The organism is Kitasatospora sp. HUAS MG31 (assembly GCF_040571325.1).
Classification (GTDB): domain Bacteria; phylum Actinomycetota; class Actinomycetes; order Streptomycetales; family Streptomycetaceae; genus Kitasatospora; species Kitasatospora camelliae.
In genome coordinates this window covers 7,729,343-7,744,067 of sequence record NZ_CP159872.1, presented here as the reverse complement: position 1 = coordinate 7,744,067, position 14,725 = coordinate 7,729,343, and the positions used below count along the sequence as shown (strand labels likewise).

Genomic DNA, 14,725 nt, shown 5'->3' with positions numbered 1-14,725 from the left:
GGTGCTTGTCACAGAAGCACCACCGAGCGCAGGACGTCGCCCTTGTGCATGCGGGCGAAGGCGGCCTCGACGCCGTCCAGCCCGATGGTCTCGGTGACGAAGGCGTCCAGGTCCAGTCGCCCCTGCAGGTGGAGGTCGATCAGGGTGGGGAAGTCCCGCGAGGGCAGGCAGTCGCCGTACCAGGACGACGTGAGGGCGCCGCCGCGGCCGAAGACGTCGAGCAGTGGCAGGTCGAGGGTCATGTCGGGGGTCGGCACGCCGACCAGGACGACGGTGCCGGCGAGGTCGCGGGCGTAGAAGGCCTGCCGGTAGGTCTCCGGCCGGCCGACGGCCTCGATGACGACGTCCGCGCCGTTGCCGCCGGTGAGTTCACGGATGGCCTCCACGGCGTCGCGTTCGGAGGAGTTGACGGTGTGGGTGGCGCCCAGGCGCCGGGCGGTGGCGAGCTTGTCGTCGTCGAGGTCGACGGCGATGATCCGGGCGGCTCCGGCGAGTTGGGAGCCCATGACGGCCGCACCGCCGACACCGCCGCATCCGATGACCGCGACGCTGTCGCCCCGGGAGACCCCGCCGGTGTGGACGGCCGCTCCGAGGCCCGCCATGACGCCGCAGCCGAGCAGTCCGGCGGCGGCCGGTGAGGCGGCGGGGTCGACCTTGGTGCACTGTCCGGCCGCGACCAGCGTCTTCTCCGCGAAGGCGCCGATGCCGAGTGCCGGGGTGAGTGCGGTGCCGTCCGCGAGGGTCATCCGCTGGGTGGCGTTGTGGGTGTCGAAGCAGTACCACGGACGTCCCCGCCGGCAGGACCGGCACCGTCCGCACACGGCACGCCAGTTGAGGATCACGAAGTCGCCGGGCGCGACCTCGGTCACTCCGGCCCCCACCGACTCCACGATTCCGGCGGCCTCGTGCCCGAGCAGGAAGGGGAACTCGTCGGAGATCCCGCCCTCGCGGTAGTGCAGGTCGGTGTGGCAGACGCCGCAGGCCTGGACCTCGACCACGGCCTCCCCCGGCCCGGGGTCCGGCACGATGACCGTCTCGATCCTGACCGCCGCGCCCTTTCGTCCGGCGACGACACCTCTGACCTGCTGGGACATGAAGCACGACCTTCCGCTGGGCGGGGGAAACGGGGCAAGCGCGGGAAACGGTGGCGACGCGGGTGGGTGCCGTCAGCCACGGAGCCGGTCGGTGACCCACGTGTGGAAGGCGCCGATGTGGTGCTCGCTCGGCACCAGCACGCCACCGGCCCGGTAGGCGCGCGAGTCCATGGCGGGCTGGCAGCGCTCGCAGGCGTCGAAGTCCTGGACGTTGACCCGGTGGAACAGCTCCACCGACCGGGAGAGGTCGCGGCCCGCGTCGACGACCTCCTTCAGGAAGAGCCAGTCGCACTCCACCACCGTGTGGTCCGCGGCGAGCGGGTACATCCGGTGCACGATGACGTGGTCGGGCACCAGGTTGATGAACACCTGGGGCTTGACCGTGATCGCGTAGTACCTGCGGTCCTGGTCCTCGGAGACGGTGGGGATCCGGTCCACGCCCGGGCTGCCGTCGACGGTGAACCCCTCGGCGTCGCCGGCGAACTCCGCACCGTGGCCGACGTAGTACTGCGCGGCGTAGCCGCCGGCGAACTCGGGCAGTACCTCCGTCAGTTCGGGGTGGATGGTCGCGCAGTGGTAGCACTCCATGAAGTTCTCGATGATCAGTTTCCAGTTGGCCCGCACCTCGTAGCGGATCCGGCGGCCGACCGCGAGGCTCTCGGTCTGGTAGCGGCCGATCGCCTCGGGCGTGCCGAGGCGTTCCGTGGCGGCGCCGATCACGTCGGTCTCGAAGGAGGGCGGCTCGTCGGCGAGGCACACCCAGGCGTAGCCGAGCCATTCCCGCACGTGCACCGGGACCAGGCCGTAGGTGGTGCGGTCGACGTCCGGCATGCCGGTGAGGTTGGGCGCGGCGACGAGCTTGCCGTCCAGGCCGTAGGTCCAGGCGTGGTAGGGGCATTGGAAGGCGCGTTTGACCTCGCCGCTCTCCTCGGTGCACAGCCGCGCGCCCCGGTGGCGGCAGATGTTGAGGTACGCCTTGACGCTGTCGTCCCTTGCGCGGGTCACCAGGACGCTCTCGCGGCCGACCTGAACGGTGCGGAAGCTGCCCGGCTTGTCGAGATCGCTCGCGCGCACGGCGCAGAACCACATCTGTTCGAAGATCCGCTCCTGTTCCAGGGCGAAGATCGCCGGGTCGGTGTAGGAGGGGCCGGGGAGGGTGGGGATCAGGCTCTTCGGGAGCTCGGGGGCGGTCACGGCGGTGTGCCTTTCGTCGGGGTGACGCACGGCTGGCGAAGGCGGGACCCGATCAAACGTGCCCGATCGAACATGGCCGATCGAACATGGCCGATCGAGCGTGCCCGATCGAGCGTGGCCGGCCGGGGCCTGGTCAGCGGCGGATGCGGGTCATCGTCGGGTCGAAGAGCGGCTCCTGGGTGACCGTCGCCGGCAGCCGCTCGCCGAAGTACTCCACCTCGACCCGGCGTCCGGGGTCGGCGGCGGCGCGCGGCAGCCAGGCGTAGGCGATGGCGGCGTTGATGCTGTACCCGTAGGCGGCGCTGGTGACGTACCCCGCCGGCGCGCCGTCCACGTACACCGGTTCCCGGCCCATGACGACGGCCCGTGGATCGTCGAGCACCAGGCAGGCCAGCCTGCGCGGTACGGTCTCCTCCGTCGTGCCGAGCAGTGCGTCGCGGCCGAGGAAGTCGCCCTTGTCCATGCGTACGGCGAAGCCGAGCCCGGCCTCGTAGGGGTTGTGTTCGGCCGTCAGGTCGGTGCCCCAGGCGCGGTAGCCCTTCTCCAGGCGCAGGCTGTTGAAGGCGCTGCGGCCGGCGGCGACCACGCCGAGGGGCTGTCCGGCCGTCCAGAGGGTGTCCCAGAGCTGCTGCCCGTGGTCGGCGGTGGTGTACAGCTCCCAGCCGAGCTCGCCGACGTAGGACAGCCGCATCGCGGTGACGGGGACGTTGCCGAGGTAGGCCCGCTTGGCCTTGAAGTAGCCGAATCCCCGGTGGGAGAAGTCGGTGTCGGTGAGCGGCTGGACGAGGTCCCGGGCCAGCGGGCCCCACAGGCCGATGCAGCAGGTCCCGGCGGTGGTGTCGCGGACCTGGACCGAGCCGTCCGCCGGGAGGTGGCGGGTGAGCCAGTCGAGGTCGAGGGGGCCGTTGGCGCCCACCTGGAAGCGGTCGCGGCCGAGCCGGGCCACCGTGAGGTCGCTGCGCACGCCGCCGGTGGGGTCCAGCAGCAGGGTGTAGGTGACGGAGCCGACCGGCTTGTCGAGCTGGTTGGTCGTCAGGTACTGCAGGAGGGCGAGGGAGCCGGGACCGGTGACCTCCAGGCGCTTGAGGGCCGTCATGTCGTACATCGCGACACGCGCGCGGGTGGCCAGGGCCTCGGCGCCGGCGATCGGGGACCAGTAGCGGGAGGCCCAGGCTCCGCGCCCAGGGATGCCGGCGGTCTCGGGCAGGTCCCGGTTGGCCTCGTACCAGTGCGGCCGCTCCCAGCCGGAGGCTTCCAGGAAGTACGCGCCCAGTTCGCGCTGGCGGGTGTGGAAGGGGGTGACCCGCAGCGGGCGCGGCTCCTCCATCGGCTGGAGCGGGTGGAGGATGTCGTAGACCTCGACGAAGTTCTGGCAGCTCCGCCGGTGCACGTAGGAGGGGGCGAGCTGCCCGGGCTCGAAGCGGTTGAGGTCGCACTCGTGCAGATCGGTGTGCGGGGTGCCGTCGACCAGCCACTCCGCCATCGCCTTGGCCACGCCTGCGGAGTGGGTCACCCAGACCGCCTCGGCGACCCAGAAGCCGCGCAGCTCGGGCGACTCGCCCAGGAGGGGGAACCCGTCGGTGGTGAAGGAGAAGACGCCGTTGAACCCCTCCTCCACCTTCGTGCGGGCGAGCGCGGGCAGCAGGGCCTGCGAGTCGGCCCAGGCGCCTTCGAAGTCCTCCTCGGTGAAGGGCAGCACGGAGGGCATCACGGGCCCGCCGGGCGCGGCCACCGCGTCGAGGTCGACCGGCATCGGGCGGTGGGCGTAGGAGCCGATGCCGAGCCGGTCCACGTGTTCGCGGTAGTAGAGGTCGCGGTCCTGGTGGCGCAGGATCGGCTTGGAGGCCTCCCGTTCCTCGGTGTTGTGGCCGGCCAGTGCGGGCAGCGGGGTGGTGCGGGCGTACTGGTGGGCCAGCGGGACGAGCGGGACGGTGAGCCCGGCCATCCGGCCGATCCTCGGCCCCCAGAACCCCGCGCAGGAGACGACCACGTCGGCGGGGAAGGTGTCCTCGTCGGTGACGACGGCGGTGACCCGGCCGTGGGCGGACTCGATCCCGGTGACGGTGTGGTGCGCGAGGAACCGGGCGCCGCGTCCGATCGCCCGGCGGGCCTGCGCCTCGCCGGCCCGCACCGCGTTGGCCAGGCCGTCGGTGGGCACGTGGAAGCCGCCCAGCACCTGGTCGCGGTCGAGCAGCGGGTGCAGGGCGACGCACTGGTCGGGGTCCAGCAGGGCGCCCGCCACCCCCCAGGAGGTGGCCAGCCCGTGCCTGCGGTTCAGCTCGGCGAGTCGCTCGGGGGTGGTGGCCACCTCGAGTCCGCCGAGTTTCCGGAAGCACCACCGGCCGTCGAGGGTCAGCGAGGAGTACTTGCGGACGGTGTAGGAGGCGAACTCGGTCATGGTCTTGGAGGGGTTGGTCTGGAAGACCAGTCCGGGCGCGTGCGAGCTCGACCCTCCGGTGGCGAACAGGGGGCCCTGCTCCAGCACGGTGACGTCGGTCCAGCCGCGGGCGGTGAGCTCGTCGCTCAGCGCGCAGCCCACGATGCCGGCACCGACGATCACGACTTTCGGTTGGACTGTCAAAGCATCCGTCCCCTCGGGAGGTAGCTGCGGCACGGCTGGAGGTCGGCCGGCGTTCCGGCGCCTCGAACGGCCAGGACAGTTCACGAGTTGCATATGGCGCATCTGGATGCGCGATGAGAAACAGACTCAGGCTCGCGCCGCGCGCTGTCAAGGGCCCGCCGCCGGGCGCGCGGGACGGGGTCGACGGATCGTCCGAGCCGGCCCCCTTGACACCTCTACGAGGGCCTTCCATACTCGCCGAAAGTTGCGCATGGAGACAAACGTCTCGTATCGCGCAACACACAGGAAAGGCGGCGGCCGTGTCCTCACCCTTCGACCCAGCGTGTCTGCTGATCGACGGCACCTGGACGGCGGCCGAGGGCGGCCGGCAGCGGGCCGTCGTCAATCCCTTCGACTCCTCGACGCTGGGGACGGTCGCCGAAGCGTCAGAAGCCGACGCCGACCGGGCGGTACGCGCCGCGCGGTCCGCCTTCGACGAGGGCTCCTGGGCCCACGCCCCGGCGGCCCGCCGCGCGGGCGTGCTCACCGCCGTCGCCGACGCGCTCCAGGCACAGCGCGAGGAACTGGCGCGGCTGGAGACGCTCGACACCGGCAAGACCCTGGCGGAGAGCCGGATGGACGTCGACGACGCCACGGCCGTCCTGCGCTACTACGCGGCGATGGTGACCTGCGACGCGGGCCGCACGATCGACACCGGGCAGCCCGACGCGATCAGCCGGGTGGTCCACGAGCCGGTGGGCGTGTGCGCGCTGATCACACCGTGGAACTACCCGCTGCTGCAGATCTCCTGGAAGCTCGCCCCGGCCCTGGCGGCCGGCAACACCGTGGTGGCCAAACCCAGCGAGGTCACCCCGATGACCACGATCCGCCTGTTCCAGCTGCTCCAGGAGCAGTTGGAGCGGGCGGGCGCCCCGAGCGGGACCGCGAACCTGGTCCTGGGCGGCGGCGCCGTCGGCGCGGCCCTCGCCCGGCATCCCGAGGTCGACCTGGTCTCGTTCACCGGCGGTCTGGCCACCGGGCGCTCGGTGATGCGGGCCGCGGCCGACACGGTCAAGAAGGTCGCGCTGGAACTCGGGGGCAAGAACCCCAACATCGTCTTCGCCGACGCCGACCTCGACGCCGCGGTCGACTTCGCGCTCACCGCCGCCTTCCTGCACTCCGGCCAGGTCTGCTCGGCCGGCTCACGGCTGTTGCTGCACCGCAGCCTGCACGCCGAGTTCACCGCCGAGCTGGCCCGCCGGACCGACCTCATCCGGCTCGGCGACGGCCTCGAAAAGGGGACCGAGACCGGCCCGCTGGTCTCCGCCGAGCACCGCGCGAAGGTCGAACGCCTCCTCGCCGGCGCCCTCGCCGAGGGCGCGGTGGTCCGCGCCGGCGGCGGCCGGCCGACCGAAGCCGGGCTGCAGGCCGGCTTCTTCCTGCGGCCCACCGTGCTCGACGGCTGCCACGCCGGCATGACGGTGGTCCGCGAGGAGGTGTTCGGCCCCGTCCTCACCGTCGAACTCTTCGACGACGAGGACGAGGTGGTGGCCCTGGCCAACGACACCCCGTACGGCCTGGCCGGCGCCGTGTGGACGCAGGACGCAGGACGCGGCGAGCGCGTCGCGGCCAAGCTCCGCCTGGGCACCGTCTGGATCAACACCTACCACCCCTATGTGCCGCAGGCCGAATGGGGCGGGTACAAGCAGTCCGGTACAGGTCGCGAACTCGGCCCGTCGGGCCTGCGCGAGTACCAGGAGACCAAGCACATCTGGCGCACCGTCACCCCCGCCGCCCAGCACTGGTTCGCCGGCTGACGCGGCACCACCCACTCCCCGGCCCCCGCACGTCCGGACTCCACCCACTCCCCCGGCCCCGCACGTCCGCACCTCCCGACTCCACCCGGTCCGCGCAGCAAGCACCTCTCCCAGTCCCCTGCCTGCCACTGGAGCGACCATGAGCAACCCGGGAACCATCAGAACCGCGGCGACACCCCCCGACGACGACACCACCGACCTCGCACGCTTCGGCTACAAGCAGGAACTGGAACGCTCCCTCGGCTCCTTCTCCAGCTTCGCCGCGGGCTTCAGCTACATCTCGATCATGACCGGCGTGTTCCAGCTCTTCGGCTTCGGCTTCGGCGCCGGCGGCCCGGCCTTCATCTGGACCTGGCCGATCGTCTTCATCGGCCAGGGTGCCGTCGCCCTCTGCTTCGCCGAGATGGCGGGCCAGTTCCCGCTGGCCGGCGGCGTGTACCAGTGGTCCAAGCAGATCGCGCGACCGGTCACCTCGTGGATGGCGGGCTGGATCATGACCGTGGGCGCGATCGTCACCGCCGCCGCGGTCGCCGTCGCGTACCAGATCATCCTGCCGCAGGTCTCGTCGGCCTTCCAGATCGTCGGTGACGCCGAGGACGCGGGCGTGACCACCACCCCGAACGGCGCGAAGAACGCGATCCTGCTCGCCCTGGGCCTGGTCGTGTTCACCACGGTCGTCAACATCGTGGGCGTCCGCCTGATGGCGAAGATCAACAACCTGGGCGTCGCCGTCGAGCTGATCGGCGTCGTCCTGCTCATCGTCATGCTGGCCGTGCACATCAAGCGCGGACCCCAGGTCGTCCTGCACACCGCCGGCACCGGGGCCGGACACTCGGCCGGCTATCTCGGCGCCTTCCTGGCGGCCTCGATCATGAGCGCCTACGTCTTCTACGGCTTCGACACCGCCGGCTCGCTCGCCGAGGAGACCAAGGAGCCCCGCCGTCACGCTCCCCGCGCCATCCTCCGCGCCCTCACCGCCGCGTTCCTCGCGGGCGGCCTGCTGATGCTCGTCGGCATGATGGCGGTCGGCGACATCGACGCCGAGGAGCTCGGCACGCTCGGCATGCCCTACCTGGTCAAGTCCACCCTCGGCACCGGCCTCGGAGACGTCTTCCTGGTCTGCTCGGCGATCGCCATCACCGTCTGCTGTCTCGCCGTGCAGACCGCGGCCATCCGCCTGCTCTTCTCCATGGCCCGCGACGGACGCCTGCCCTTCGGCAGCTCGCTGGCCAAGGTCTCCCCCACGTCCAACACCCCGGTCGTACCCGCAGCCGTCACCGGCGTGCTGACCATCGCCCTCCTGCTCGTCAACATCGGCAACCAGCGGGTCTTCTACATCCTCACCTCGGTCGCCATCATCCTCTTCTACATCCCGTACCTGCTGGTCACCGCCCCGATGCTGGTGCGCCGCCTGCGCGGCCAGTGGCCCCGCGCGGACCACGGCCCGTACTTCAGCATGGGCCGCAAGGGTCTCGTCGTGAACATCGTGGCCGTGGGCTACGGCCTCGCCATGACCGTCAACCTGGCGTGGCCGCGGGCGGCCGTCTACGGCGAGGACCACTGGTACTACCAGTGGGGCGCCATCGTCTTCACCGGGGCGATCTCGGCGATCGGCGGACTGCTGTACCTGCGCTACCGCCGCCGCGGCGGCACAGCGCAGCACTCCGCCGCCACCGGGCCGGCGGCGGGCGACACCCTGGAGGCCGAGGCCTGACCGCCGCGCGGCCGCGCCGGGAGCGGGAACGGGGCGCCGGTCAAACCGGGCGTCCCGTTCCGGCGGCCGGGGCACGGCCGGTCACGACAGGCGGAGATACCCCAGCCGGGCCGAAACCTCCTCCGCCGCGGACCGGACCGCGGCAGCCACCTCCGGGATGCGGTCCTCGGTCAGGCGGAAGGACGGTCCGGAGGCGCTGACGGCTGCCACCACCTGCCCGTTGTGCGCCCTGACGGGCGCCGCGACGGCGTTGAGACCCGGTTCCAACTCCTCGACGCAGTAAGCGAAACCGTCCGCGCGGGCCTGCTCCAGCTGGGCGAGCAGACGGCCGGGATCGGTCACGGTCCGCGGGGTGTAGCGCTCCAGGGGGGCGTCGAGCTGCTTGTTCACCGCCTCCTCGGACAGGTACGCCAGCAGCACCTTGCCGCTGGACGTCGCGTGCAACGGCGTGCGCTGTCCGACCCAGTTGTGCGTCGTCAGGGCCGACGGGCCGTACACCTGGTCGATGTTGACGGCCTCGCCGCCGTCGAGGATCGCCACGTTGATGGTCTCCGCGACCTGAACGGCCAGCCGCTCGCAGACCGGACGGCTCTGCTGCGACAGGTCCATCCGGGCCGTGGCGGCGCCGGCCAGCCGGATCAGGCCCAGGCCCAGGCGGTACTTGCCCCGCTCCCCCGGCTGCTCGACGAGGCCGCGCATCTCCAGGGCGACGGCGAGACGGAACGCCGTCGACTTGTGCACGCCCAGCTCGGCCGCGAGTTCGGTGACACCGGTCTCGCCGCGGCGGGCGAGGATCTCCAGGATGGTCACGGCCCGGTCGACGGACTGCACCGGGGACTCCGCCTGCTGCGGGGAGCCCGGCCCCTCGGGGGACCCACCGTTCAGAGTGTTGCTCATGGCGCAACATTACGCACAACTCGCGACTGGCGTGAAGGACCCTCTTGACAAGCCCCTAGCCGCCCGTACGCTGTTGCGTATACCGCATCGTGTTGTGCAATACGATACACGCCCTGGAGGGCCCATGATCACGGTGTGCCGGATCGAAGACCTGCCGCCGGGCGAGGCGCTCCGGGTGACCGAGGGCGTACCGGCTCCGATCGCCGTGTTCAACGCCGACGGGACGGTGTACGCCGTCGACGACACCTGCACCCACCAGGACGCCTCGCTCGCCGACGGCTGGCTGGAGGGCTGTTACGTCGAGTGCCCGCTGCACGCGGCCGCGTTCGACCTGCGTGACGGCCGGCCCACCTGTCCCCCCGCGAAGGTGCCGCTGCGCACGCACCGGGTCACCGTCGAGGACGGACGCGTCGTCCTCCACGTCACCGTCGGCGAGCCGGCGTGAAGTCGATCGCCGTGGTCGGCGCCTCACTGGCGGCTCTGAGCACGGTCCGGGCGCTCCGCGCGGAGGGCTACGACGGCGCGATCACCGTCATCGGCGAGGAACGTCACCACCCGTACGACCGCCCGCCGCTGTCCAAGGCCTTCCTCAAGGGCGACCTCGACGCCGACGCCCTCGCGCTCGCCGACCCGGACGAGTACGCGGACCTCCGGGTCCGGTGGCTGCTCGGCGAGCGGGCCGTCCGGCTGGATCCCGCGGCACGGACCATCACCCTCCGCAGCGGCCGGGAGCTGCGCGCCGACGCCGCCGTCGTCGCCACCGGCGCGAGCCCCCGCACCATCGCCGGCGCGCAGGGGCTGGCGGGCGTCCACACGCTGCGCACCCTGGACGACGCCGTCGCGCTGCGCGCGGACCTGCGGGACGGCCTGCCGCGCGTCGTGGTGATCGGCGCCGGATTCATCGGCGCCGAGGTCGCCTCCACCGCCCACGCGCTCGGCCTGTCGGTCACCGTCGTCGAGGCGGCCGAGGTGCCCCTGGAGCGGGTCCTGGGGCGCGAGATGGGCCTGGTCTGCTCCTCGCTCCACACCGACCACGGGGTCCGCCTGCTGTGCGGCACCGGCGTCGCGGGCCTCACCGGCGAAGGCCGGGTCACCGGCGTGCGGCTCGCGGACGGGCGACTGCTGCCCGCCGACCTCGTCGTGGTCGGCGTCGGTGTGCGGCCGGCGACCGCGTGGCTGGCCGGATCGGGCCTCACGGTGGACGACGGGCTCGTGTGCGACGCCGGCTGCGCGACGAACATCCCGGGCGTCGTCGCCGCGGGCGACGTCGCCCGCTGCCCCAACCCGTTCACCGGGCGGCACCAGCGCATCGAGCACTGGAGCAACGCGACGGAGCAGCCGAGGACGGCGGCCCGCACCCTGCTGTCCGGCAGGTCGGCGCCCACTCCGGTGCAGCCGCCGTACTTCTGGTCCGACCAGTACCAGGCCCGCATCCAGCTGGCCGGCCACGTCGCCCCCGGCGACCGGCCGCAGCTCGTCGCCGGCGACCTCGAAAGCCGTTCCTTCGTCGCCGTCTACCGGCGGAACGGGCACGACGTGGCCGTGCTCGCCGTCAACCAGCCCAAGCTCTTCAGCCGGCTCCGCCGCACGCTGACCCCGGTCCCCTCGGCCGTCGCGCGGGCCGCTCCGTAGGGCTCACGTTCGGTCGAGGTCGGCGCGGGTCGGGAGGCCGTCAGGCCGTGAGCGGGGGGTGACGGTACTCCTCCATCGCGTCGAGCAGCCAGTCCGCCAGGTACTGCGCGAACGATCCTCGCACCAGCAGCCGGTAGGTCGGCTCCGCGTCGACCTGGTGGAGGATCACGTTGACCTTGGCGAGCAGCGTCTGGGCGCAGTGGCCCGCCCGGAAGACCCGTGGGTGCAGGTCGAGGGCGCAGCCCTTCGCCAGGACCGGGCGGGCGGAGGGGCCGGACAGCTCGAGCGTGGTGCGGTTGGCCGAGACGTCCACGACGGATCCGGGCTCGTCCCGCAGCGCCGCGTGCAGCCGTTCGGCCGTGGCGGGCGCGGAGCCGTCCGGGCCCACCACGAGCCACTCCTCCGGGCCCAGCCAGAGCACCCGCAGGTGTCCCGCCGCGCTGACGGTGTTCGGCTCGGTGGGCAGCGGCGTGCCGAGAGCCGAGGCGATCCGCCGCGCGGCCGCCCCGTCCGGGCGCAGCTGGAGGTCGAGCTGGGCGAGGAAGGGCACCTCGCGGAGCCGCACCCCCCGCTCTCCGGTGGTCGAGTGCGCGGCGAGGACGTCGTCGAGGTGTCCGAGCGGGCTGCGGCGCAGGGTGTCAGCCGTCACGGCGGGTCCCCTTCGGGTCGTGGAGGACGGTGTCGGTGATCGTGGCGGCGATCGTGCCGCCGGGCAGGGGCGCGTACACCGTCTCGCCCAGCCGCGCCCTCCCGCCGGAGACGAGGGCGAGGGCGAAGGTGCGGCCGAGCGCCGCGCTGCGGTAGCTGGAGGTGACGTGTCCCAGGGCCTTCGCCGGCACGGTCGCCTCGGCGTCCGCCACCAGCTGCGCGCCCTCCGGGAGCAGCACGGCGGGATCCACCGGCAGCAGGCCGACCAGTTGCCTGCGGTCGCCGCGTGCGGTGTCCGCACGGCGGAAGGAGCGTTTGCCGATGAAGTCCTTCTTGGTGGAGACGATCCACTCCATGCCGAGGTCCTGGGGGGTGACCGTGCCGTCGGTGTCCTGGCCGATGATGGGGTAGCCCTTCTCGGCGCGCAGCACGTGCATGGTCTCGGTGCCGTAGGGGGTGATGCCCAGGGGTTCGCCGGCGCGGATGACGGACTCCCAGACGGCGAGGCCGTACCAGCTCGCGACGTTGATCTCGTAGGCGAGCTCGCCCGAGAACGAGATCCGGCAGATGCGGGCGGGTGTGCCGCCCGCCAGGTGGGTCGTCCGGGCCGTCATGAACGGGAAGGCGTCGTTCGACACGTCCAGGTCCGGGGCGAGGGCGCCGAGGACCTCGCGGGACCGGGGGCCGACCACCGCGATCGTGGCCCACTGCTCGGTCACCGAGGTGAGGCGCACGCGGAGCCCGGGCCATTCGGTCTGCAGCCACTCCTCCAGCCAGTCCAGGACGGCGGCGGCGTTGCCGGTGGTGGTCGTCATGACGTAGTGGTCGTCGGCCAGGCGTACGGTCACGCCGTCGTCGAGGACCATGCCGTCGGCGCGGCACATCACGCCGTACCGTGCCGAGCCGACGGCCAGTCGGGCGAAGGCGTTGGTGTAGACGCGGTCGAGGAACGCGCCCGCGTCGGGGCCGATGACGTCGATCTTGCCGAGGGTGCTGGCGTCCATGACGGCGACGCCCTCGCGGGCCGCGCGGCACTCGCGCAGGACGGCCGCCTCCATGGACTCCCCGGGCCGGGGGTAGTACCACGGGCGCTTCCACTGGCCGACGTTCTCGAAGGCGGCGCCGTGCCCGACGTGCCAGGGGTGGATCGTGGTGGTGCGCACCGGGTCGAAGAGGGCGCCCCGTTCGCGTCCGGCGAGCAGCGCGAAGGAGACGGGGACGTACGGGCCGCGGTAGGTGGTGGTGCCGACCTCGCCCGGGGAGCGGGCTCCGAGCAGTCGGGCGATGACGCCGGTGGCGCTCACGCCGGAGGCCTTGCCCTGGTCGTGCGCGGTGCCGATGGTGGTGTAGCGCTTGATGTGCTCGACCGAGCGCATGCCGGCCCGGATCGCGCGCTGCACGTCCGCGACGGTGGCGTCGCGCTGGAGGTCGACGAAATGGTCGTGCCACTCGGCGGGGTCACCGCTCTCGCCGGGCACGATCCACACCGGCCGGGGCGGGGCGGGGCGGCGGTCTCCGGAGCTGGGCGGGGTGGCCGGTGCGTCGGCGGGGAAGCCGGCCAGGCCGGCGGCCTCGGCTCCGGCGGCGAACCCGCCGTCGAGGCATCCGGCGAGGTCGAGGACGCCGCGGGCGGCTCCGACGGTGTCGACGTGCTGAGCGGCCTGCGCGGGGACGAAGGCGGCGAGGTCGTCGTCGTAGCGGGTGGTGCCCTGGGACTGGCTCCACAGGTGGACGGCCGGGTTCCAGCCGCCGGAGACGGCGAGCAGGTCGCAGGTCACCTCGTGGACCGGGCCGTTGATCGCGTCCTCGGCGTCGAGCGCGGCGATGCGGACCGCCGTGATCCTCCCCGCACCTCCGGCTCGGGGAGTGTCCCGGTCTCCCCGGGTGCCGACGACGGCCGATCCGGTGATGACCTCGATCCCGGCGCCGCGCGCCGAGTCGACGAGGTCGGCGGGTGGTTCGGGCCGGGTGTCGACGAGTGCCGCCACCTCCGCCCCGGCCGCGACCAGGTCGAGCGCGGTGGCGTAGGCGTGGTCGTTGGTGGTGAGGACCACGGCCCGGCGGCCGGGGAGCACGGCGTACCGGTTCACGTACGTGCGCACGGCGGCGGCGGACATGACGCCCGGCAGGTCGTTGCCGGCGAACACCATCGGCCGCTCGTGGGAGCCGGTCGCCAGGACCACCCGCCGGGCCCGGATGTGCCACAGGCGCTGCCGGGAGATGCCGGGGACCGGGTCCGGGCCGAGGTGGTCGGTGCGGTGTTCGGCGACGAGCAGGTGGTTGTGGTCGTGGTAGCCGATGGCCGTGGACCGGCTGAGGATCCGTGTGTCGGCCTGCGCGGCGAGCTCCGCCCGGACGTCCGCCACCCAGTCGAGCGCCGGGCGGCCGTCGATCGACTCCCGTCCGGCGAGCAGGGATCCGCCGAGTTCCGGCTGGTCGTCGACCAGGACGGTCCGGGCGCCGGAACGCCCGGCCGCGAGGGCCGCGGCGAGTCCGGCGGGGCCGCCGCCGACGACCAGCACGTCGGTGTGGGCGTGCGTCTTGTCGTGGACGGCCTCGTCCGGGGCCGGGTCGAGTCGTCCGAGACCGGCGAGGCTCCTCGCCGAGAGGCCGTCGTACAGCTCGGTCGTGGTCGCGAGCCGCATCGGCTCCGAGCAGGGCCCGTCGAGCTGGACCAGGGCGTTGGGCTCCTCCACCCCGGCCGTGGCGATGCCGCGCGGCCGCCGGCGATGGAGGCCGGGGGCGACGTGCAGCACGCCGTTGGCGAGCAGGGCGGAGGCGAGCGTGTCGCCGCGCAGGCCGGTGTACTCCACCCCGTCGAAGGTGAAGCGCAGGGGGGCGGAGCGGTCGACCCGTCCGCCGTGCGGGAGGCGGTGGGACTGGGTCACGGGATCACCGGCTTCGGCTCGCCGGCCGGGTAGACGGCCAGGATCTGGTGGGTGACGGTGTGGCGGACGACGTTGAACCAGCGCCGGCATCCGGCGGCGTGCGACCAGCGTTCCGCGAAGGGGCCCTTGGGGTTGTCGCGGACGAAGAGGTACTCGCCCCACTCTCCGTCGGACAGCTGCTCGGGGTCCGCGGGGTGGGCGACGTGGGCCTGGCCGCCGTAGTGGAACTCCAGCTCTTCGCGTTCGCCGCACCAGGGACAGGCGATCAGCAGCACGGGGAA

General features: G+C 72.8%; 11 protein-coding genes. 4 read left to right on the top strand and 7 right to left on the bottom strand.

Annotation, left to right across the window (positions count from 1 at the left end; genetic code table 11):
• Nucleotides 1-8: 8 nt before the first annotated feature.
• The 3 genes from ABWK59_RS35030 to ABWK59_RS35020 form a co-directional block, all read right to left on the bottom strand.
• Nucleotides 9-1,094: an S-(hydroxymethyl)mycothiol dehydrogenase gene (locus ABWK59_RS35030; protein WP_354644705.1), complete on the bottom strand. Its 1,086-nt coding sequence runs from the start codon at nucleotides 1,092-1,094 to the stop codon at nucleotides 9-11.
• 72 nt (nucleotides 1,095-1,166) lie between these two features.
• On the bottom strand, nucleotides 1,167-2,288 hold the full coding sequence (locus ABWK59_RS35025) for an aromatic ring-hydroxylating oxygenase subunit alpha (protein WP_354644704.1): 1,122 nt from the start codon (nucleotides 2,286-2,288) through the stop codon (nucleotides 1,167-1,169).
• A 133-nt stretch (nucleotides 2,289-2,421) separates the two neighbouring features.
• Nucleotides 2,422-4,962, bottom strand: a complete 2,541-nt coding sequence (locus ABWK59_RS35020; RefSeq protein WP_420492897.1) for a GcvT family protein — start codon at nucleotides 4,960-4,962, stop codon at nucleotides 2,422-2,424.
• Nucleotides 4,963-5,168: 206 nt separating this feature from the next.
• Here ABWK59_RS35020 and ABWK59_RS35015 point away from each other — a divergent pair, with 206 nt between their 5' ends.
• Entirely contained in the window at nucleotides 5,169-6,665 is a 1,497-nt protein-coding gene (locus ABWK59_RS35015) for an aldehyde dehydrogenase family protein (protein WP_354644702.1), read from the top strand.
• 139 nt (nucleotides 6,666-6,804) lie between these two features.
• On the top strand, nucleotides 6,805-8,379 hold the full coding sequence (locus tag ABWK59_RS35010) for an amino acid permease (protein WP_354644701.1): 1,575 nt from the start codon (nucleotides 6,805-6,807) through the stop codon (nucleotides 8,377-8,379).
• 81 nt (nucleotides 8,380-8,460) lie between these two features.
• Here ABWK59_RS35010 and ABWK59_RS35005 read toward each other — a convergent pair whose 3' ends face one another.
• Entirely contained in the window at nucleotides 8,461-9,210 is a 750-nt protein-coding gene (locus ABWK59_RS35005; RefSeq protein WP_354645194.1) for an IclR family transcriptional regulator, read from the bottom strand.
• Nucleotides 9,211-9,400: 190 nt separating this feature from the next.
• Between ABWK59_RS35005 and ABWK59_RS35000 the strand changes: the two genes are divergently transcribed.
• Together ABWK59_RS35000 and ABWK59_RS34995 are read left to right on the top strand one after the other, a co-directional pair.
• Nucleotides 9,401-9,721 (top strand): bifunctional 3-phenylpropionate/cinnamic acid dioxygenase ferredoxin subunit, encoded by a 321-nt coding sequence (locus ABWK59_RS35000; RefSeq protein ID WP_354644700.1) that lies wholly within the window; start codon nucleotides 9,401-9,403, stop codon nucleotides 9,719-9,721.
• The gene (locus ABWK59_RS34995; protein ID WP_354644699.1) at nucleotides 9,718-10,908 is read left to right on the top strand and encodes an NAD(P)/FAD-dependent oxidoreductase; all 1,191 of its coding nucleotides are present in this window, start codon (nucleotides 9,718-9,720) and stop codon (nucleotides 10,906-10,908) included. The genes ABWK59_RS35000 and ABWK59_RS34995 overlap by 4 nt, the downstream gene beginning before the upstream one ends.
• 40 nt (nucleotides 10,909-10,948) lie before the next feature.
• Here ABWK59_RS34995 and ABWK59_RS34990 read toward each other — a convergent pair whose 3' ends face one another.
• From ABWK59_RS34990 to ABWK59_RS34980, 3 genes are read right to left on the bottom strand one after another with little or no spacing between them, the layout of a single operon-like run.
• Complete coding sequence (locus ABWK59_RS34990) at nucleotides 10,949-11,557, bottom strand: sarcosine oxidase subunit gamma (RefSeq protein ID WP_354644698.1); 609 nt, start codon at nucleotides 11,555-11,557, stop codon at nucleotides 10,949-10,951.
• Nucleotides 11,547-14,534, bottom strand: coding sequence for a sarcosine oxidase subunit alpha family protein (locus tag ABWK59_RS34985; RefSeq protein WP_354644697.1), 2,988 nt, complete (start codon nucleotides 14,532-14,534; stop codon nucleotides 11,547-11,549). The genes ABWK59_RS34990 and ABWK59_RS34985 overlap by 11 nt, the downstream gene beginning before the upstream one ends.
• On the bottom strand, nucleotides 14,441-14,719 hold the full coding sequence (locus ABWK59_RS34980) for a sarcosine oxidase subunit delta (RefSeq protein WP_354644696.1): 279 nt from the start codon (nucleotides 14,717-14,719) through the stop codon (nucleotides 14,441-14,443). Before ABWK59_RS34980 ends, ABWK59_RS34985 begins: the two co-directional genes overlap by 94 nt.
• Between the last annotated feature and the right edge of the window lie 6 nt (nucleotides 14,720-14,725).

Excerpts from the sequence above, each read along its gene's own strand:
- ABWK59_RS35030 (WP_354644705.1), bottom strand. The coding sequence starts at position 1,094 with ATGTCCCAGCAGGTCAGAGGTGTCGTCGCCGGACGAAAGGGCGCGGCG.
- ABWK59_RS35010 (WP_354644701.1), top strand. The coding sequence starts at position 6,805 with ATGAGCAACCCGGGAACCATCAGAACCGCGGCGACACCCCCCGACGAC.
- ABWK59_RS35000 (WP_354644700.1), top strand. The coding sequence starts at position 9,401 with ATGATCACGGTGTGCCGGATCGAAGACCTGCCGCCGGGCGAGGCGCTC.
- ABWK59_RS35020 (WP_420492897.1), bottom strand. The coding sequence starts at position 4,962 with ATGCAACTCGTGAACTGTCCTGGCCGTTCGAGGCGCCGGAACGCCGGC.
- ABWK59_RS34985 (WP_354644697.1), bottom strand. The coding sequence starts at position 14,534 with ATGCCGGCGCTGGTTCAACGTCGTCCGCCACACCGTCACCCACCAGAT.